Genomic DNA, 19,447 nt, shown 5'->3' with positions numbered 1-19,447 from the left:
TTTTGAATAGGTTACCAAAGTTCGGAATTTTTAAAGACATAGGCGAGGGTGGAGATAAAATGCTGAAATTATTTTTAAGACCATAAAACTTCTATTTTATAAAAATTGGTTTCCAATGACGGTATTGACCTTTACAATCTGTTACTGTTAGAGAAAGTTAAGTTTTAGCATTCTTGTTTGTTTGAGCGTCTATGATAAGGTTAGGTATGAATTAACGGATAAAAATAATAAGTGTATCTATGGTCTTGAAGGTCATTTTAGTATCTTAGAGGTTTCATAAATGACTCACAAACACAACTTATTTTTCAATTTACTTAATGGATATTCAACAGCATATTTTACAGCTTCGCGACGAACTCAATCAGCACAATTACAATTATTACGTACTAGATCAGCCTGTTATTAGCGATTATGACTTTGACCTGAAGTTAAAAGAGTTACAAATGCTGGAAGACGCACATCCAGAATATGCGGATCCGCATTCACCAACGCAACGTGTAGGAGGTGAAATTACCAAGACTTTTAATACGATCTTCCATGAACATCGGATGTATTCTTTAGATAATTCCTATTCAAAAGAAGATTTGTTGGATTGGGTAACGCGTGTCAAAAAGGGGATTGATGGTGAATTACAGTTTGTATGTGAGCTAAAATATGACGGCGCCTCCATTAGTTTGACTTATGAAAACGGAACTTTGCAAAAAGCGGTCACTAGGGGAGATGGCGTACAAGGTGATGATGTCACTGCAAACATTAAAACGATTCGCTCTGTGCCCTTACGTTTAAAAGGTGATTATCCGGACAAATTTGATATTCGGGGAGAAATCGTGTTACCATTTGCGGGGTTTCTTAAAATGAATGAAGACCGTATTGAAATAGGAGAGGAACCTTACCGAAATCCGAGGAACACTGCTTCTGGAAGTTTAAAACTTCAGGACAGTGCAGAGGTGGCAAGACGACCTCTAGAATGTTTGCTGTATAACATTACAGGCACTAATTTAAATATTAAGACCCAATTTGAAGGCTTGGAAAAGGCGAGAGCTTGGGGGTTTAAAGTGCCAAAGGCGGCGGTTTTGGTAAATTCTATAGAGGGTGTACTGAAATTTATTGACTATTGGAATATTCATAGGCACGATCTTCCTTACGAGACAGATGGTGTTGTAGTTAAAATTAACAACTTACATCAGCAGGACGAATTAGGATTTACTGCAAAGGCGCCACGTTGGGCTATTGCCTATAAGTTTAAGGCTGAACAAGTGTCTACCCGGTTAAATGAAATTACCTATCAGGTGGGACGTACAGGTGCCATCACTCCGGTGGCCAATTTAGAACCTGTAGAATTAGCAGGAACTACCGTAAAACGGGCATCGTTGCATAATGCGGATCAAATTGAAAAATTAGACATTAGAGAAGGGGATGTCGTTTTTGTGGAAAAAGGTGGAGAAATAATTCCTAAAATTATTGCCGTGGACCTCACGAAGCGTCCCGAACACTCACAACCCACTCATTATATCGAGAAGTGTCCAGAATGTGGAACGCCACTTGTAAGAAATGCTGGTGAAGCACAACATTACTGTCCGAATTACAATGGGTGTCAACCACAAATTGTGGGACGTATTCAGCATTTTATTTCAAGAAAAGCAATGGATATCGAAGGACTTGGTGGCGAAACCGTGGCGCTACTGGTAAAAGAGAATCTCATTAATGATTATTCGGATTTATATACACTCACTAAAGCACAAGTGATTCCTTTGGAACGCATGGCTGAAAAAAGTGCGGATAATTTGATTAATGGTATTGAGGCCTCAAAAGACATTCCGTTTGAACGCGTGTTATATGCTTTAGGAATCAGATATGTGGGAGAAACGGTAGCTAAAAAACTCGCAAAACACTTTAAGGATATTGAAAAATTGAAAGCTGCTTTGCTCATCGATTTGATCGCCGTTGACGAAATAGGCATTCGAATAGCAGAGAGTGTAGTGGATTTTTTCGCTTTAGAACAAAATCTTACAATAGTTAAGCGTCTGAAAGATTTTGGAGTGCAGTTGGAAATTTCTTCGGAAGAATTGGCCAGTCAAACAAATAAGCTCCAAGGCCAAGCGTTTGTGGTTTCTGGTGTGTTTGAATCGGTTTCCAGAGACGACTTAAAGAAACTTATAGAAGACAACGGGGGGAAAGTATCGAGTTCAATTTCTTCAAAAACCAGTTATGTTATTGCGGGCGCCAATATGGGGCCAAGTAAACGAACCAAAGCTGAACAACTGAAGATCCGGATAATTTCAGAATATGAATTTTTAAAATTTTTAGAATAAATTTCCTACAAATCAAATATTTTGATCGATAAAACGCGTATTAAATCGGTTTACATGTAAAATAAATTATATTTGTCCTACTTGTCTATTTAATCGATAGTGTATTATGGTTATAAAAAGAGTTTTATCAGGGATTTTAATCACGCTGTCTGTACTTCTTTTAGTCCTTCAGATTTACCAATATGAAGTTGAAGCAGCAGGAATAAAAGTGTTATTACTTATACTTTTTACGGTTTTATATTGCTATAAAATTGACAATAAAAGGGTCTTCTTTCTAGCATTTTTATTAACCTTTAGTATTGCTGAAATCATAAATTTCAGTCGATATGTTCTGCCTACATCCTCAATAAATGCAATTTATTATTACTATTATGGTGCTAACGCATTATACATTCTTGCTTATCTATTCCTGATTGTACAGATGCTACAATTTATGAATGTGATGGAAACTATCAAAAAATTTCCAATACATTTGGTTGTGATGATTGCATTGGACATTTTTGTGGTCTTCATAGTTACAAATACAACTCTAGCCCGACTTACCTATGCGGAATATTTTTTGGAATTTGTATATAATGCTGTGGTTATGGTTCTATTGACGGTAGCTTTAATCAACTATTTTGATAAAGATGATCAAAAGGCTATAAATCTCTTGATTGCCTGTATTTTTATCATGTTTTCCGAAGTGATTCAGCTGACCTATTTCTATGTTATGGAAATTACAGTGCTGAATGTATTCGGCTCATTATTTCTTGTCATAGCCTTCTTGTTTTTTTACTTGCAATCACGTCTCAATGATCAAACTTTAGAAGAAGACAGAGTATATCAGGATGTCATAACCAAAACTTAAATTGCTTAGAAAATCTTTGTAATAGGCTTTAGACCCTTTTTAACTGCAAGTCAGCTGACAAAATTTTATGGTTAGTTGGCAACGTGAAGGTATTTAGTCTGAACAGTCTTTGCGGTCCTAATACCCTTTACTTTAATGGAACGTTACATGTCTGCTCTCACAATTTGACGGTTTTTAAGTTTAATTTAACATTATTATCGATGAAACACATCTTAAATACGATGAAATTCGTTTTTTTTGTTATATTTGCCAGACCTACTTAATCCACCAAATCATGAACAGATGGCATGCCTTATTATCTAATTGGGCGATTTCCATAATGCTGGCACTTATTGTTGCTATCAACCTGGTCTCTTCCTATTATGAATTATATTTTATCTCCAACGCAGTGATTTTGGGGTTAATTCCCGCGCTGCTCATCATATATTTTGATAAACAAAAACTTATGGCTACCATTTTTTGTGCCATCTTAATTCTATACTTTGTTGGTCTTATATGTAGTGTGCCAATCAATTTTGAGTTGTCATCAAAACTGTCTGAATCCTCGTTTATAGGGGCTTACGCATTGATGGTTTTTGTAATGATTGGAAAGTTAAAACATGTGAAGTTTGAAGGCGTGGTATCGTGGTATCTCATTATTGTTTTGCTCATTAACACCTATTTAATGTATGCCATGTTTGTAAATGTTCAAGATAGTTTTAACGATAGCGTTAACTTAACCCTGTCCGTGAGTAAAGGGGTTTTGTTGTTGGTAATGGGCTTCTTAGCGTTTGCAATCTATCTCAGTAAGGAAACTTCACAAACTATCCTATTCTTAACGATCGTGTGTTGTTTTGTGTTTGCTGATGTATTGAGCTTTACCAATAGCTTGTATGTGCAATTTTGGCTATTTGAAGGGTTTCAAAAAACACTTCAAGGTCTTGGTCTTTTTCTGTTATACGTTTATATCTTCAACCATCAGGAAAGCGTAAAAGGTATTGTTATAACAGAAAGTGCCGAATCTATTACTGAATCAAATCAATTACCGGTGTAACACTACACTAAAATAGAAACACCATCTGCCGATTTGTTTTTGGCACTGTCAAAATAGAAATCAATTTTACCTAAGTTAATGCCAAAACAGCCTACTTGATTGACCATGACATTGTCTCCTACACTGTTTTTGACAATTGTAGGTTTTGGAAGAAAGGTATGTGTATGTCCACCAATAAATAAGTCAATATCCTTGGTGCGTTTCGCTAAAGAAAGATCACTGGGTTTTTGATCATTATTTTTGTAATTATAACCCAAATGCGATAAGCAGATCACCAAATCACAATTTTCATTTTCCTTTAATATGCGCGACATATCTTGAGCAATCTCAAAAGGATCGAGATATACGGTTTCCTTGTACATTTGTTTATCCACCAAACCGGCAAGTTCTATGCCCAAACCAAAAACTCCAATTTTAATCCCATTTTTCACAAATGTCCTATAAGGTTTTGCATGGGTATTCATGATGGTATTGGAAAAATCATAATTAGCACTTACAAAGTCAAACTTGGCATGTGGCAATTGCGCATATAAACCTTCCAATCCGTTATCAAAATCGTGATTTCCTATGGTGGCAGCATCATACTTAAGCATGCTCATAAGTTTAAATTCAAGTTCACCGCCGTAATAATTAAAGTAGGGGGTACCTTGAAAAATATCGCCAGCATCCAATAACAGTGTGTGCGGATTCTCAGCCCTTATACCTTCAATTAAAGTTGCTCTTCGCGCCACACCGCCTTGATTGGGGTTTCTACCGTTTTCTGGTCCAAAAGCGTCAATATGGCTATGGACGTCATTGGTGTGCAAAATGGTGATTTTTTTAGGAGGACCTGAAAATGATTGCAGACCAATACCTCCCAATCCTACTAATGCAGATGCTACTGTGGATTGTTGAATGAATGCTCTTCTTTTCATAACTTCAAAAATGTTTGTTTGAATGGGAGTTAATCTTTTAATTGAATAAATCGGTCATCTGCTACAGGGTTTAGCGTATCTGTTTTCATAAAATAATCCACTAATGCATTTCTTATTTTATAATCCAATACAATGACCTCTTCGCTACTTTTAAAAAAGTCCATCCCATCGCCACCATTTATAAGATAATCGTTAGTCGCGATATAGTATGTTTTATTGAAATCAATCGCTACACCGTCCACAGCGCTTTCAATGACATTACTCTCTCTATCCAAAAGAATCTTTAGTTTAGAAATAGGATGTGCACGTTTGGCTCTAGCTAAATAGTCTAAAAGTTCCTGAACTTGTGCTCCTGGTAATTTTGATACGACAATGGAGTTTTCAAAAGGCATGACTTCAAAAGCGGTTCTTTTGGTAATTGCTCCTTTGCTTATGATAGAGCGAATCCCACCATGATTTAATAGCACAAAATCAATATGAGCTCCTGTTCTCTTAAAAAATACCGGGTCAGCTTCTTGGTACACTACATCGGCCATCAAATTTCCAATGGCGGTATTTAAGTGGCCGTCACTTTTAGAATACGTGTCTACTGAATAGCCTAAAATGCTATCCAAATCTTTATTAATATGTTCTCTGTACGGCTTAATGAAAGTTTCAATACGCGCATCAGCCTGTATGCTATCTGTGATGTTTACATTCTTTCCTTCAATTTTATAAACGTCTGTAGGTGTTTTGCAGGAGAGGGCCAAAAGCAATACCGAAACCAAAAGAAGATTTGTAAATTTCATTGAATAACTTGTAAATTGTTTATAGATAAATGTGACGTCTTTAGTACCTTTGCCAAAACAAAAGTAAATGATTTTAAAGGCATTTAGAGAAAAATCCATTCGAAAATTAACCAACAGCCTGTTAAACTCTCAAAATGTTGCCATTAGTAATGAAAGATTGGAATCCGTTGGCGTAATTATTGACGTGCGTGAATTTTCTGATGCTGAAGCATTCAAATATTTTTTCAATGAATTAGGTGTGAAATTGCCTAAAATTAAAATCATAATGTTTGCTGAAGACATTAAAAAGACCGAAAAACCATGGGATAATGATTTCGGTAAAAAGGATTTTGGTTGGAATGGTACTGTTAAACATCCAGAGCTTAAAGCCTTTTTAGAAATGGAATTTGATCTGCTTGTGTGCTTTTTCAAGAATGATGCCTTAGAATTGAAAATGGCAACAGCGTTATCGAAAGCAAATTTCAAGATTGGCCTTTCTGATGTTGATGACAGATTGTATGATCTTATTTTGGATGTGAACACGAACCAGTTTGGGGTATTTAAATTAGAATTACAGAAGTACTTAACCATATTAAACAAAATATAATGACAAAATTTCTTGGAACCGGTGTGGCATTGATTACACCGTTCAAAACTGATTTGAGTATTGATCATAACGCTCTTGCCCGCATTGTTAATTACAACATTGACCAGGGTACAGAGTATTTGGTTATTTGTGGAACAACTGCTGAAAGTGTGACACTGACTAAACAGGAAAAGAAGGACGTCATCGCCACTATAAAGAAAGCGAATCAAGAACGAGTGCCCTTAGTCTTGGGGATAGGCGGCAATAATACCGCTGAGGTTATAGAAGAACTGGAGTCTACAGATTTAAACGGCATTGATGCGATTTTATCAGTATCACCATATTATACAAAACCAACACAAGAAGGTGTTTACCAGCATTTTAAAGCCATTTCTGAAGTGTCTCCAAAACCAATCATCTTGTATAATGTACCGGGGCGTACGGCCTCAAACATGTTACCCGCAACAACCTTGCGCCTTGCCAACGATTTTAAGAATATTATCGGTGTCAAAGAAGCAGGAAACAATGTAGGACAATATCTGCAACTTTTAAAAGACAAACCAGATGACTTTTTGATTATTTCAGGAGACGATGATTTGGCTTTGGGAATTGTTTTGGCAGGTGGAGCCGGTGTGATTTCTGTATTGGGACAGGCATTCCCAAAAGAATTTTCCCATATGATCCGTCTTGGTTTGGAAGGCAATGCCAAAGAAGCCTATGCTATCCATTTTAAATTGATGGACATTACCGCCCAAATATTTGAAGAAAACAATCCTGCAGGCATCAAAGCCGTATTTGAGGAGCTTGGATTGGCACGAGCTACCGTAAGATTACCATTGGTGGTCGCTACAGAGGGCTTGAAAGAGAAAGTCAAGAAAAGTGTGGCGCTGCTTAAATAAGGCAAGAAACGTTAAATATAACTTAAACGTCCATCTAGCTTGAATCCAACACTTATTTTAGCTTAAAATTTTTTGTTTTATAATACGTTATAAATGTGTACTTTTGCATTCTGTTTAAAAATGTTAGAGTGCTATTAAAAACATCTCTTTTACCTATGACCATATTAAATCAGGCATTCCATTTTAAAAACACAAAGAAGAACATTTATTGGATGAAAAACATTTGTTATACTTTATTGATCGCAGTAGTACTCTCCTCTTGTAGTGAATATCAAAAGGCCTTAAAGTCAGAAGATATTGCAACAAAATTTAAGATGGGCACAGAGCTCTATGATGCTGGTAAATTTAGTAAAGCCAATAAGCTTTTTGCCCAAATTGCACCGCAATACAGAGGTAAGCCGCAAGCGGAAAAATTGATGTATATGTACTCCATGTCATTTTATAAAATGAAGGATTATTATTTGGCGGGTTATCAATTTGAGCGTTTTGCAGATCAATATCCTAAAAGTGAAAAAGCTGAAGAAGCATTATTCTTAGGTGCTAAAAGTTTTTATGAGTTGTCTCCAGTGTATAGTAAGGAACAAAAGGAAACCAAAGTGGCTATTGAAAAGCTTCAGATGTTTATAAATAGATATCCTGACTCTGAGTATTTACCTGAAGCAAATACCTTAATTAAAGAGTTGGATTATAAATTGGAAAGGAAGGCTTTTGAAATAGCAAAGCTTTACAATCAAATTGCTAATTTTGAGTCGGAAGATTATGAAGCCTCTATAAAAGCGTTTGACAACTTTCTTGTAGAATACCCAGGAACAACCTTTAGGGAAGATGCTATGTTTTATAGATTTGATTCCGCTTATAAATTAGGAATCAATAGTGTTGAATACAAACGTGAAGATCGTATAAAGACGGCTATAAAACATTATAATGCTTTTTACAAGGCATATCCTGAATCTCAGTATAACGCTGAGGCAACAAAAATGAACACTGAATTGCAGAACGCAATTCAAACCTATAGTACAAAAAGTTAATTTTATATACACCATGGATTTAAAAAAGACCAATGCTCCCGTAAGTTCTATAACTTACAACCGTAATGAAATTGATGCGCCAACAGGAAATATTTATGAGGCCATCTCTGTCATTGCAAGAAGAGCGGAACAAATCAATACCGATATCCGTAGAGAGCTTGTTGATAAGCTTGAAGAATTTGCGACTTATAATGACAGTCTTGAAGAAATCTTTGAAAACAAAGAGCAAATTGAAGTGTCTAAATTTTATGAAAAATTACCAAAACCTCACGCGCTCGCGGTTCAGGAATGGTTAGATGATAAAATTTATTTCAGAAATACTGAAGATGATATTACAGAAGCATAATTAAGATGTCAATTTTAAGCGGCAAACATATACTCCTAGGCATTACTGCCGGTATTGCTGCTTATAAAACAGCACATCTAGTTAGGTTATTTATAAAAGCAGGCGCCCACGTAAAGGTCGTGATGACGCCTGCTTCTAAAGACTTCATTACACCTTTAACGCTATCTACGTTATCTAAAAACCCTGTTTATTCTTCATTTTTCAATGACGATGATGCCTTGCCTGACGGCACGCAGGAAAATCCGATTTGGAATAATCATGTCGAGTTAGGGCTGTGGGCCGATATTTTTATTATTGCTCCAGCAACTGCAAACACCATGGCAAAAATGGCCAATGGGGTGTGTGATAATTTGTTATTAGCAACGTATCTTTCTGCTAAATGTCCCGTTTATTTTGCGCCTGCAATGGACTTGGACATGTACAAACATCAGAGCACTAAATCATCTTTCGAAACTCTTAAAACCTTCGGGAATATCATGATTCCCGCTACCAGTGGTGAACTTGCAAGTGGTTTGGTGGGAGAAGGTAGAATGGCAGAACCTGAAGCCATCGTTTTGTTTATTGAACAAAATGTTTTAGATCAGTTACCATTAAAGGGAAAGAAAGTACTCATTACTGCAGGTCCAACCTATGAGGCTATTGACCCCGTACGTTTTATTGGCAATCATTCTAGCGGAAAAATGGGGTTCGAAATTTCTAAAGCTGCTGCTAATTTAGGTGCTGAGGTCATTTTAATTTCAGGACCTACGCACGAAACCGTTTCACTCAGTCTTATTAAAGTCATTAAAGTGATGAGTGCTGCACAAATGTATGCAGCCGCGAATGAACACTTTGAGTCGGTAGACATTGCCATTCTTTCTGCAGCAGTGGCTGACTACAGGCCCAAACATGTTTCAGACATAAAAATAAAGAAGAAAGATCCGTCCTTCAATATTGAATTGGAGAAAACACAAGACATTCTTAAATCGTTGGGGCAGATTAAATCACATCAATTTTTGGTTGGTTTTGCTTTGGAAACTAATAATGAATTGGAGAATGCAAAAGGAAAATTAAAAGCCAAGAATTTAAATTTAATTGTATTAAATTCGTTAAAGGATGACGGTGCCGGTTTTGGAGGAGCTTCTAATAAAGTGACTTTCATCACAGACACGCAAGACATCATTGCGCACGACTTAAAGTCAAAAAAAGACGTCGCTACAGATTTAATGAATCAAATTATAAAGCAAATCCATGCATAAATTTATTTTTATATTTTTTTTGGGTTGCACTTCAGTGATGTTTTCTCAAGAGCTGAACTGTAATTTGGTAGTCAATGCGCAACAAACCGGTAATGAAAATGTGCAGGTGTTTAAAACATTAGAGCGGCAATTAACGGAATTTATCAATAACACACAATGGACCAATAAAATGTTTAGTCCACAGGAACGCATTGATTGCAGTATGGTCATTAATATAGTGGACTATAACAGCGATTCTTTTCAGGCCACAATTCAGGTACAGTCTTCAAGACCTGTGTTTAACTCTACTTATAATACACCCGTATATAATTTTAATGATCGGAATTTTACATTTCAATATTTAGAGTTTCAAAATTTGGTTTATAATCCTACACAATTTGAATCGAATTTGGTATCCGTATTGGCCTATCATGTTTTTATGATCTTAGGTCTAGATGCTGACACGTTTGAATTGAACGGTGGAGATGCCTATTATAAACAAGCCCAAACAATTACCAATTACTCCCAACAAGGCAATTTTAAAGGTTGGAAATTAGAGGACGGACAACAATCTCGTTTTGCTCTCATTGATAATATGTTGTCTCCAACATTTAAGGAGTTTAGAACCGTGATGTACAATTACCACCGTAAAGGATTGGATGTCATGTCTGAAAATGACAAGAAAGCTAAAGAAAGCATTGCGCTGGTATTTGATGATTTGGCTACGATGCACAATAGACGCCCAAATTCCTTTTTGATGCGTGTGTTTTTTGATGCCAAAGCCAATGAGATTCTCGATATTTTTAGCGACGGACCAAAAGTGAACGTAACTGATATTAAAGATATTCTCAATAAAGTAGCACCCACACATGCTTCTAAATGGCGCGCAATCAATTTCTGATATAAGATTGGAAAGCGTAAGCTAATTGCCAAAAATTAAATTTATATTAGCGTAAACCTCAAACCTCAAACCTCAAACCCTAAGCATGCTTACAGCACTTTCCATAAAAAATTATGCGTTAATTGATAGCCTTCAGGTTAAATTCAATGACGGATTGACTATTATTACGGGAGAGACAGGTGCGGGTAAATCCATACTACTAGGTGGATTATCTCTGGTTCTTGGTAAACGTGCAGACTTGAGTAGTGTTAAAAATCCGACAGAAAAATGCATTATTGAAGCCACTTTTGATATCGCCAACTACAATTTGAAATCACTGTTCAAAACGGAGGATTTAGATTATGAGCCCCAAACCATTATCCGTAGAGAAATATTACCCTCAGGAAAATCGAGAGCTTTTGTAAACGATACTCCGGTAAACCTTGATAGTTTGCAAGCATTGGGAGCGCAGTTGCTGGATATTCATTCGCAACATCAAACCTTACAATTAACCAATGACGATTTTCAGTTTCAGGTTATTGATGCCTTAGCCAACAATAGCAATCTTCTCCAAGATTATGCGCTACAATTACAGACCTTCAAACGGGTAAAATCAGAATTAAAAAAGCTTCAGCATCAAAAAATTGAAGCCGCCAAAGAGTTAGATTATAATTTATTTTTACTGAAAGAACTTGAAGATGCCAATTTGGTGGACGGAGAGTTGGAAGCTTTGGAAGATGAATACGAAACGCTCAATAATATTGAAGAAATAGGGGAGCGTCTTACAGCAACACATGAGTTATTGGGTAATACAGAAATAGGAGTGGTTACGCAATTAACCGAGATCAAAAATCAATTGTCCAAATTGGCGCCTTATGCTACCGATTATAAACTAGTTGCTGACCGAATTGGGAGCAGCTTAATTGAATTGGATGATATCTTTGCTGAAATAGAGGCCCTTCAAGAAGCTCTAGAAGCCGATCCTAACCGACTGAATACCGTCAATTCAAAATTACAGGTGATTAACAATCTGTTGCAAAAACATACTGTTTCTGAGGTTTCAGAGTTGATTCAGATTAAGAATGACCTTACTGAAAATGTATCGGTCACAGAAAACTTAGATACCGTTATTGCCGAAAAGGAAAGTGAATCGTTAGCGGTAGAAAAGCAACTCAATACGTACGCCTTACAAATGCATAAGAATCGTGAAAAGGCTATTCCCGGTTTAACTAAACAATTAGAAGTGTTATTGGATACCTTAGGGATGCCCAATGCGCGATTTAATGTAGACCTGAACTTATCTGATACTTTTTTGGGCAATGGGAAAGATGAATTAAAATTTTTGTTTTCTGCCAATAAGGGCGGGCAATTTAATGAACTTAAAAAAGGGGCATCCGGCGGAGAGTTGTCACGTATTATGTTGGCTATAAAATCTATTTTAACCAATTATACCCAACTCCCTACAATTATGTTTGATGAGATAGATACAGGTGTTTCTGGTGAGATTTCCAATAAAATGGCATCCATTATGCAGCAGATGAGTACGACTATGCAAGTGTTTACCATTACCCATCTACCTCAGATTGCAGCCAAAGGCGATACGCATTTTAAAGTCTTTAAAGAAGATGTGGATGACGTGACCCAAACCCAATTGAAACGTTTAAGTCCTGAGGAGCGGGTTGTGGAAATTGCTCAAATGTTGGGCGGTCTGGATATGTCCAGTTCGGCTATTGAGCATGCGAAACAATTGCTGGCCTAGAACTTTGAGATGAAGGCCTATTTATAGGGATCTTGGGGTGTAGATTCAATCATTTTATTGAAGATTTACAAATCAAAAGGAAGCAATACGTTCAAAGTTTTATTAACTTTGACTCATCAATTGCTTAGCATTAAATAAAAAACAATTAAAAACATGGCATACAACTTATTAAAAGGAAAACGAGGAATTATTTTTGGAGCTTTAGATGAGAACTCAATTGCTTGGAAAACTGCAGAACGCGTTCACGAAGAAGGCGGAATATTTGTCTTAACAAATGCACCAATTGCAATGCGAATGGGACAAATTGATCAATTGGCTAAAAAGACCGGTTCCCAAATCATTCCTGCAGATGCTACATCTATTGAAGATTTAGAAAATTTAGTTGCCAAGTCTACAGAAATTTTAGGTGGTAAAATTGATTTTGTATTGCATTCAATTGGTATGTCTGTAAATGTCAGAAAAGGGCAACATTATACTGACCAAAATTATGAATGGACACAAAAAGGAACTGACGTTTCTGCAATGTCTTTCCATAAAGTGATGCAGACCCTTTATAAAGCAGATGCGATGAATGAGTGGGGAAGTATTGTTGCATTGACCTACATGGCGGCACAACGTGTATTTCCTGACTATAATGATATGGCAGATAACAAAGCTTATTTAGAAAGTGTTGCGCGTAGTTTCGGTTACTTTTTTGGTAAGGATAAAAAGGTGAGAGTAAATACTATTTCTCAATCACCAACACCTACAACCGCTGGGCAAGGGGTTAAAGGATTTGATGGTTTTATAGCCTATGCTGATAAAATGTCGCCTTTAGGAAATGCCACAGCGCTAGATTGCGCCAATTATACGGTCACGTTATTTAGTGACCTTACAAAACGTGTCACGCTTCAAAATCTTTTTAATGATGGAGGCTTTAGCAATATGGGTGTGAGTAATGAGGTGATGGAAGCTTTTGTTAGGGAATAATTTTTATTGGATATGAACCTCTATACAAAGACCCTTTCACCTATTGAAAGGGTTTTTTATTTGACAGCATAATCACCCTTATTTTAAATTTGAAAGGACTTACCTGTAAGCTTCCCTTAAAATCGACATGACAAACTGTATCCTGGTCATTCCTCTTGGGGCTTGTCATTCCGACGTAAGGAGGAATCCCATAACAATAATCCTCGGTTGGCTTCTGTTATGTGATGTCTCATTGCATTCGACATGACAAACTGTGTCCTGGTCATTCCTCTTGGGGCTTGTCATTCCGACGTAAGGAGGAATCCCATAACAATAATCCTCGGTAGGCCACTGTTATGAGATGGCTCATTGCATTCGACATGACAAACTGTGTCCTTGGTCATTCCTCTTGGGGCTTNNGTAAGGAGGAATCCCATAACAATAATCCTTGGTAGGCTTCTGTTATGTGATGTCTCATTGCATTCGACATGACAAATTTCGACATGACAAACTCTGCTTCTTTCATTCCTCTCAATTTTGTCATTCCGACGTAAGGAGGAATCCCATAACAGTAATCCTCGGTAGACCCAGGTCACATTTGTGATTTGATTCGTTATCTTTGTGCAGTATGGAGACATTGCATTTTTCATTTATCATTCCTGTTTACAATAGACCTGATGAAATTGGTGAGCTTTTAGAAAGCTTTACGAAGCTCAAGGGTAATGTTGACTATAATATCTATATTATTGAAGATGGCTCCACAATGCCTTCAGCGGACATTGTCAAACAATTTGGGCAATTGCCTATTTTCTATTTGAGCAAAGAGAATTCAGGGCCTGGAGATTCTAGAAACTATGGGATGGTACGCGCAAAAGGTAATTATTTTATCATTCTTGATTCAGACGTACTCTTGCCAGAATACTATTTGCAAATAGCACATAGAAGATTAACTGAAAATTACACGGATTGTTACGGCGGACCAGATGCAGCGCATGCATCATTTTCCAAGCTCCAGAAGGCCATCAATTTTTCGATGACCTCTTTTATTACTACTGGAGGTATCCGTGGAGGCAAGGACTCTGACAGGTTTCAACCGCGGAGTTTTAATATGGGACTTTCAAAACAAGCTTTTGAAACCTCGGGAGGTTTTGGAACGATACATCCTGGTGAAGATCCAGACCTTGCATTGCGGCTTGCCAAATTGGGCTATAAAACCCAACTGATTAAAGACGCCTTTGTATATCATAAAAGACGGATTTATTGGACTAAATTCTATCAGCAAGTTCATAAATTCGGTTTGGTCAGACCAATCTTAAATTTGTGGCACCCAACCTCTGAGCGTTTTATTTTTTGGTTACCCACTTTATTCTCAGTGGGATTTATTATTAGTCTCCTGATGGCAATGTTTGATGTAAACTGGTTGTTGTACATTTATATGCTTTATAGCACCGTCGCTTTTGTTATGGCGCTTATCCATTCAAAAAACGTGTTCATAGGGCTATTGGCAGTGATGGCAATATTTGTACAGTTTTTTGGTTATGGTTATGGGTTTCTGAAAGCGACAGTAGCCTTAAAATTTTTAAAAGAAAACCCTAAAAAAAGATTCCCAAAATTGTTTTTTAAACATGTTCAATAAACTAAAACTCCAACTCTCTCGATCCATAAAAAGTCGAAAACTAAATGTTTTCGGACTATTCTTTTTGTTGTCGTTTTGTTTTTGGGCCTTAACAAAACTATCCAAAAGTTATACTGAGACTATTGTTTTTGAAATTACTTACAAGAATGTGCCCGAACAACATCATGTAGATATTGATAGTAGCAAAAAAATAAAAGTGGGCGTCAAAGCTTACGGATTCAACTTGCTCAAATATTCCTTTTTTAAGCCCACCTTCCAAATTGATTTCAAATCTGATGTGTCGCCTAAAAACAAAACCTATATATGGAACTCCAAACAAAATTTGGCCAAAATAAATGCCAAGTTTAAAAATTCAGTAGATGTTATTTCCATTCAGCCCGACACCTTGCGTTTTCCTTACCAATCCTTGGCCGTTAAGAAGGTTCCGGTGAGAACTAATCTTTCAATTGGATACGCCACAGGCTATGATATGTCTTCAAAAATAAAAGTGGTTCCCGATTCCGTTAGAATCATCGGATCCAAGAAAATAATCGCTAAAATAGAGGAGGTCACCACAAAACGAATGGAGCTAAAAAATATCAATTCAGATATTGATAAATCGTTACAAATTGAAATGACGGAACCTTTAAAGCAATTAAAGATATCTACAAGAAACGTGACCATTAAAGGGCATGTGGAGAAGTTTACGGAAGGAACGTTTAATGTACCTGTCACGATTATCAATCTTCCGGCGGACATCAATATCAATTACTTTCCCAAAACCATCCCGGTAGCTTACAATGTGAGTCTCAATAATTATAAGTTGGTCAAAGCTTCAGATTTTAGGATTGAATGTAATTTTAAAGATATTGCAAATACTGAAAAATCTTTTTTAATTCCTAAATTGGTAAAGGTGCCAAAAACCGTAAAAAGTGCACGTCTTAAACAACACAAAGTTGAATTTATATTAATGCAATAAGGTATGAAAATTGTTGGCATAACAGGAGGTATAGGAAGTGGTAAAACTACGGTTGCCAAGATGTTTCAAGATTTTGGGGTACCCTTATATATTGCAGATGACAAAGCTAAGCTTTTAATGAATACTTCAGAGGTCATCAAAAAAGAACTCATTGCCTTATTTGGAGAGGAGGCCTACCTAAACAATCAGCTCAACCGTTCGTTTTTGGCCTCTAAAATTTTTGAAGATGCCAATCTTTTAAAGGAGATGAATGCCATTGTGCATCCTAGAGTAGGTGAGGACTTTATACGGTGGCAAGCAGCCCAGACATCGGCTTATGTGCTAAAGGAAGCCGCTATAATTTTTGAAAACAACCTTACCTCCCAATATGATTATATCATAACAGTGGTGGCAGATCTAGATAAAAGAATTGCCCGTGTAATGCAGAGAGACCATACCACTGAGGATAAAATTATGGCCATTGTCAATAACCAATTGACTGATGATGAGAAAGTAAAAAAATCAGATTTTGTGATTACAAATCACGATTTGGATCAGACTAAGGAACAAGTGCGCATAATTCATCAATATCTTATAAAAACCATTGCCAAAAATTAAATCTTCATAATGTGTTAAGGTAAGGTTAAAGCAAGTTACTCCTAAATGTTAAAATCTTAAATTTGAATGATGAGCAGAAAGCTATTCATTTTGTTGGTAGTTCTGATGAGTTTTTCGCTCATAGGAATCATTTTCGTACAGATATATTTTATAGACAATAGCCTAAATAATGAGGACAAACAGTTTGAATTAAATGTTAAACGCTCTTTGAGCAATGTCTCCAATCTTGTTGAAAACCGAGAATTTAAGGTGTTTAGTGACAAGTATCAGGATATGTTAAATAGTGGGAAGAGCCCTGACACGTCTAATATTAGAGGCATACTTTTGTGGAGTTATGATGATGTGTCCAATGAGACCACCATCTATCAAAATGGGATACTTGAAGAAAGTTTTAAAGTGCCATCACTGTTCTTTGACATTGGAGGTTTAGATAGTTTAAATATCAGCCGGATTACCAACCAAAAAGAAGCGAAAGTATTTAAAAAAAGCACTTTTGAGAATAAGATCAATATCACTCCTGAAAGGACTGTAACGGAGTACAGTAGGATGGATGAGCTTGAGAAGAAACTTTTTGAAACTAGTTATAGGGATTTATTCAATAATTATCCTATCTATAAGAGGGTTTCTTCAGATGATATTGCCACCTATCTCTCGAGACAATTTATTGAAAATGGTATAGAGATAGATTTTGAATTTGCTATTTATGATAAGGACTTGGCTACAAAGGTGCAATCTAGTAATTTTGATTTAGATCCGTCAACAACATATGGCGTACCAATGTTTTTGAATAATAACAATGAAAGTAACTTTAAGTTATATGTTAATTTTCCTGAACGTCGTAAATTTTTATGGTCGTCCATTTTAACGATGACCGTGTTGTCTATCATTTTTACATTGATTATCATTTTGGCCTATTCAAATGCTGTATATCAAATTATAAAGCAGCGTCAGATTTCCCAAATTAAAACGGATTTTATAAATAATATGACGCATGAGTTCAAGACACCAATTGCCACGATCAATTTGGCATTGGATGCGATGAAAAATCCTAAAATGATAAATGACAAGGAAAAGACGGCGCGTTATTTACAAATGATAAAGGACGAAAATAAACGGATGCACGCGCAGGTTGAAAATGTATTGCGCATCTCTAAGCTCGAAAGAAATGAACTCAATATTAGTAAGGATAGAGTGAAGCTTCACGACCTAATAGAAGATGCTATAAGTCATGTTGAATTAATTGTTGAGGACAGAAAAGGCTATGTAAAATGCGATTTGAAAGCTGAGAAATCGTCAGTATTGGCCAATGAGACTCACTTTACCAACGTATTGGTGAATATTTTGGACAATGCCATTAAGTATTCTGACGACGCTCCACAAATTAATGTCACTACAGAAAATGTAGGAAATAATATATTATTAAAAATTGCCGATCATGGCAATGGTATGTCAAAACAAGTTCAGAAGAAGGTTTTTGAGAAGTTTTACAGAGAGCATACAGGAAACGTACACAATGTTAAAGGTCATGGATTAGGATTAGCCTACGTAAAGCGTATGGTTGAAGACCACCAAGGACATGTTAGCGTTGAAAGTGAAAAAGGAAAAGGTAGCACTTTTATAATTAAACTACCATTAATATCATAAGTTATGGAAGAACAAAACAAAAAGATTTTATTAGTTGAAGATGATCCAAATTTTGGAACCGTCCTAAAAGATTACCTTAGTATGAACGATTATGATGTGGTTCATGCAAAGAATGGAATGGAAGGATTTGAAAAATTCAAGAAGGACGATTATGACCTTTGCATTTTGGATGTGATGATGCCATATAAAGATGGATTTACCTTAGCTAAAGAAATTAGGGAGAAAAACAGTGATGTTCCCATTATCTTCTTGACCGCAAAGGCCATGAAAGAAGATGTCTTAAAAGGATATAAGGTAGGTGCAGATGATTATTTAAACAAGCCATTTGACAGTGAAGTGCTCCTGATGAAAATTAAAGCCATTATGCAGCGTAAGGCTACAGATACGGTTGCAGACAGTAAGCAATTTGAATTTCAGATTGGTAATTTTGCCTTGAACTCTAAATTGCGTTTTCTTAAGTTTAAAGATGAGACACCAGTTAAGTTGTCTCCTAAAGAGAATGAATTGTTGCGTTTATTGGCATTACATGAGAATGATTTGATGCCACGTGAGTTGGCCTTGACAAAAATATGGAGGGATGATAACTATTTCACCTCTAGGAGTATGGACGTTTATATTGCCAAACTAAGAAAATATTTGAAACCAGATGAAACTGTTGAGATTCTGAACATTCATGGGGAAGGATTTAGACTGGTCGTCAATCAGAATGACTAAAGGTTAACATAGAGCAATAAAAAAGCCTATCGAAAGATAGGCTTTTTTGTTTTAAAAAATTGAAGCGATTATATAACTCTTACGTTTACTGCGTTCAAACCTTTTTTTCCTTCTGTTAAATCAAATTCTACAGCATCACCTTCACGAACTTCGTCGATCAAGCCTGAAATGTGTACAAAATGCTCATTGTTGTTTCCTTCTTCAGTAATAAAACCAAAACCTTTAGCGTCATTGAAGAATTTTACGGTACCTTTATTCATAATAATATTTAATGTTAATTAAGCTACAAAGGTAAAATTAATTAATTGAAAAACAGATGTTTTCGATTTTATTTTAGAAAATTAAATTAGTGAAACTCA

Annotated in this window: 19 protein-coding genes; 16 read left to right on the top strand and 3 right to left on the bottom strand. The window is 36.2% G+C overall.

What is annotated here, in order from left to right:
• Positions 1–317 precede the first annotated feature (317 nt).
• From ligA to JEM65_RS13775, 3 genes are all read left to right on the top strand, one after another.
• Positions 318–2,312, top strand: coding sequence for an NAD-dependent DNA ligase LigA (gene ligA, locus JEM65_RS13785; RefSeq protein WP_199600584.1), 1,995 nt, complete (start codon positions 318–320; stop codon positions 2,310–2,312).
• A 106-nt stretch (positions 2,313–2,418) separates the two neighbouring features.
• Positions 2,419–3,162, top strand: coding sequence for a hypothetical protein (locus tag JEM65_RS13780; RefSeq protein WP_199600582.1), 744 nt, complete (start codon positions 2,419–2,421; stop codon positions 3,160–3,162).
• A gap of 274 nt (positions 3,163–3,436) precedes the next feature.
• Positions 3,437–4,195: a hypothetical protein gene (locus JEM65_RS13775; protein WP_199600580.1), complete on the top strand. Its 759-nt coding sequence runs from the start codon at positions 3,437–3,439 to the stop codon at positions 4,193–4,195.
• Between the two features lie 2 nt (positions 4,196–4,197).
• On the opposite strand, the gene JEM65_RS13770 is transcribed toward JEM65_RS13775, so the two are convergent.
• Positions 4,198–5,109 carry a bifunctional metallophosphatase/5'-nucleotidase gene (locus tag JEM65_RS13770; protein WP_199600578.1) on the bottom strand — a complete coding sequence of 304 codons (912 nt, stop codon included), beginning with the start codon at positions 5,107–5,109 and terminating at the stop codon, positions 4,198–4,200.
• A 29-nt stretch (positions 5,110–5,138) separates the two neighbouring features.
• Positions 5,139–5,897 (bottom strand): 5'-nucleotidase C-terminal domain-containing protein, encoded by a 759-nt coding sequence (locus tag JEM65_RS13765; RefSeq protein WP_199600576.1) that lies wholly within the window; start codon positions 5,895–5,897, stop codon positions 5,139–5,141.
• A 67-nt stretch (positions 5,898–5,964) separates the two neighbouring features.
• Between JEM65_RS13765 and JEM65_RS13760 the strand changes: the two genes are divergently transcribed.
• The 13 genes from JEM65_RS13760 (at position 5,965) to JEM65_RS13700 (ending at position 19,088) form a co-directional block, all read left to right on the top strand.
• On the top strand, positions 5,965–6,483 hold the full coding sequence (locus tag JEM65_RS13760) for a DUF6913 domain-containing protein (protein ID WP_199600568.1): 519 nt from the start codon (positions 5,965–5,967) through the stop codon (positions 6,481–6,483).
• Positions 6,483–7,361, top strand: coding sequence for a 4-hydroxy-tetrahydrodipicolinate synthase (dapA, locus tag JEM65_RS13755; protein ID WP_199600566.1), 879 nt, complete (start codon positions 6,483–6,485; stop codon positions 7,359–7,361). The genes JEM65_RS13760 and dapA overlap by 1 nt, the downstream gene beginning before the upstream one ends.
• Positions 7,362–7,573: 212 nt before the next feature.
• Positions 7,574–8,389 (top strand): outer membrane protein assembly factor BamD, encoded by an 816-nt coding sequence (locus JEM65_RS13750; protein ID WP_199600880.1) that lies wholly within the window; start codon positions 7,574–7,576, stop codon positions 8,387–8,389.
• A 13-nt stretch (positions 8,390–8,402) separates the two neighbouring features.
• A complete protein-coding gene (locus JEM65_RS13745; RefSeq protein ID WP_146892968.1) occupies positions 8,403–8,735 on the top strand; it encodes a DNA-directed RNA polymerase subunit omega in 333 nt (110 codons plus the stop codon).
• Positions 8,736–8,740: 5 nt separating this feature from the next.
• Positions 8,741–9,973, top strand: a complete 1,233-nt coding sequence (coaBC, locus tag JEM65_RS13740) for a bifunctional phosphopantothenoylcysteine decarboxylase/phosphopantothenate--cysteine ligase CoaBC (RefSeq protein ID WP_199600564.1) — start codon at positions 8,741–8,743, stop codon at positions 9,971–9,973.
• The gene (locus tag JEM65_RS13735) at positions 9,966–10,853 is read left to right on the top strand and encodes a DUF4835 family protein (RefSeq protein WP_199600560.1); all 888 of its coding nucleotides are present in this window, start codon (positions 9,966–9,968) and stop codon (positions 10,851–10,853) included. The genes coaBC and JEM65_RS13735 overlap by 8 nt, the downstream gene beginning before the upstream one ends.
• A gap of 85 nt (positions 10,854–10,938) precedes the next feature.
• Complete coding sequence (recN, locus tag JEM65_RS13730; RefSeq protein WP_199600558.1) at positions 10,939–12,591, top strand: DNA repair protein RecN; 1,653 nt, start codon at positions 10,939–10,941, stop codon at positions 12,589–12,591.
• A gap of 153 nt (positions 12,592–12,744) precedes the next feature.
• A complete protein-coding gene (locus JEM65_RS13725) occupies positions 12,745–13,560 on the top strand; it encodes an enoyl-ACP reductase FabI (RefSeq protein ID WP_199600556.1) in 816 nt (271 codons plus the stop codon).
• A gap of 607 nt (positions 13,561–14,167) precedes the next feature.
• Positions 14,168–15,175: a glycosyltransferase gene (locus JEM65_RS13720; protein ID WP_199600554.1), complete on the top strand. Its 1,008-nt coding sequence runs from the start codon at positions 14,168–14,170 to the stop codon at positions 15,173–15,175.
• Positions 15,165–16,133, top strand: a complete 969-nt coding sequence (locus JEM65_RS13715; protein ID WP_199600552.1) for a YbbR-like domain-containing protein — start codon at positions 15,165–15,167, stop codon at positions 16,131–16,133. Before JEM65_RS13720 ends, JEM65_RS13715 begins: the two co-directional genes overlap by 11 nt.
• A gap of 3 nt (positions 16,134–16,136) precedes the next feature.
• Entirely contained in the window at positions 16,137–16,730 is a 594-nt protein-coding gene (coaE, locus tag JEM65_RS13710) for a dephospho-CoA kinase (RefSeq protein WP_199600550.1), read from the top strand.
• Positions 16,731–16,799: 69 nt separating this feature from the next.
• Complete coding sequence (locus JEM65_RS13705; protein WP_199600874.1) at positions 16,800–18,374, top strand: sensor histidine kinase; 1,575 nt, start codon at positions 16,800–16,802, stop codon at positions 18,372–18,374.
• 3 nt (positions 18,375–18,377) lie between these two features.
• Positions 18,378–19,088, top strand: coding sequence for a response regulator transcription factor (locus JEM65_RS13700; RefSeq protein WP_199600548.1), 711 nt, complete (start codon positions 18,378–18,380; stop codon positions 19,086–19,088).
• A gap of 68 nt (positions 19,089–19,156) precedes the next feature.
• On the opposite strand, the gene JEM65_RS13695 is transcribed toward JEM65_RS13700, so the two are convergent.
• Positions 19,157–19,348, bottom strand: coding sequence for a cold-shock protein (locus JEM65_RS13695; RefSeq protein WP_133758549.1), 192 nt, complete (start codon positions 19,346–19,348; stop codon positions 19,157–19,159).
• Positions 19,349–19,447: the final 99 nt, after the last annotated feature.

The organism is Gelidibacter salicanalis, assembly GCF_016469035.1.
GTDB classification, from domain to species: Bacteria; Bacteroidota; Bacteroidia; order Flavobacteriales; family Flavobacteriaceae; genus Gelidibacter; species Gelidibacter salicanalis_A.
The sequence above is the reverse complement of the archived record's forward strand: the minus strand, read 5'-3'. Positions and strand labels throughout refer to the sequence as shown.

What these genes read in the sequence shown, in the direction of transcription:
- JEM65_RS13695 (WP_133758549.1), bottom strand. Translation starts at nt 19,348, where the DNA reads ATGAATAAAGGTACCGTAAAATTCTTCAATGACGCTAAAGGTTTTGGT.
- JEM65_RS13725 (WP_199600556.1), top strand. Translation starts at nt 12,745, where the DNA reads ATGGCATACAACTTATTAAAAGGAAAACGAGGAATTATTTTTGGAGCT.
- ligA (WP_199600584.1), top strand. Translation starts at nt 318, where the DNA reads ATGGATATTCAACAGCATATTTTACAGCTTCGCGACGAACTCAATCAG.
- coaBC (WP_199600564.1), top strand. Translation starts at nt 8,741, where the DNA reads ATGTCAATTTTAAGCGGCAAACATATACTCCTAGGCATTACTGCCGGT.
- JEM65_RS13780 (WP_199600582.1), top strand. Translation starts at nt 2,419, where the DNA reads ATGGTTATAAAAAGAGTTTTATCAGGGATTTTAATCACGCTGTCTGTA.
- recN (WP_199600558.1), top strand. Translation starts at nt 10,939, where the DNA reads ATGCTTACAGCACTTTCCATAAAAAATTATGCGTTAATTGATAGCCTT.
- JEM65_RS13765 (WP_199600576.1), bottom strand. Translation starts at nt 5,897, where the DNA reads ATGAAATTTACAAATCTTCTTTTGGTTTCGGTATTGCTTTTGGCCCTC.
- dapA (WP_199600566.1), top strand. Translation starts at nt 6,483, where the DNA reads ATGACAAAATTTCTTGGAACCGGTGTGGCATTGATTACACCGTTCAAA.
- JEM65_RS13720 (WP_199600554.1), top strand. Translation starts at nt 14,168, where the DNA reads ATGGAGACATTGCATTTTTCATTTATCATTCCTGTTTACAATAGACCT.
- JEM65_RS13775 (WP_199600580.1), top strand. Translation starts at nt 3,437, where the DNA reads ATGAACAGATGGCATGCCTTATTATCTAATTGGGCGATTTCCATAATG.
- JEM65_RS13735 (WP_199600560.1), top strand. Translation starts at nt 9,966, where the DNA reads ATGCATAAATTTATTTTTATATTTTTTTTGGGTTGCACTTCAGTGATG.
- JEM65_RS13760 (WP_199600568.1), top strand. Translation starts at nt 5,965, where the DNA reads ATGATTTTAAAGGCATTTAGAGAAAAATCCATTCGAAAATTAACCAAC.
- JEM65_RS13705 (WP_199600874.1), top strand. Translation starts at nt 16,800, where the DNA reads ATGAGCAGAAAGCTATTCATTTTGTTGGTAGTTCTGATGAGTTTTTCG.
- coaE (WP_199600550.1), top strand. Translation starts at nt 16,137, where the DNA reads ATGAAAATTGTTGGCATAACAGGAGGTATAGGAAGTGGTAAAACTACG.
- JEM65_RS13700 (WP_199600548.1), top strand. Translation starts at nt 18,378, where the DNA reads ATGGAAGAACAAAACAAAAAGATTTTATTAGTTGAAGATGATCCAAAT.
- JEM65_RS13715 (WP_199600552.1), top strand. Translation starts at nt 15,165, where the DNA reads ATGTTCAATAAACTAAAACTCCAACTCTCTCGATCCATAAAAAGTCGA.
- JEM65_RS13750 (WP_199600880.1), top strand. Translation starts at nt 7,574, where the DNA reads ATGAAAAACATTTGTTATACTTTATTGATCGCAGTAGTACTCTCCTCT.
- JEM65_RS13745 (WP_146892968.1), top strand. Translation starts at nt 8,403, where the DNA reads ATGGATTTAAAAAAGACCAATGCTCCCGTAAGTTCTATAACTTACAAC.
- JEM65_RS13770 (WP_199600578.1), bottom strand. Translation starts at nt 5,109, where the DNA reads ATGAAAAGAAGAGCATTCATTCAACAATCCACAGTAGCATCTGCATTA.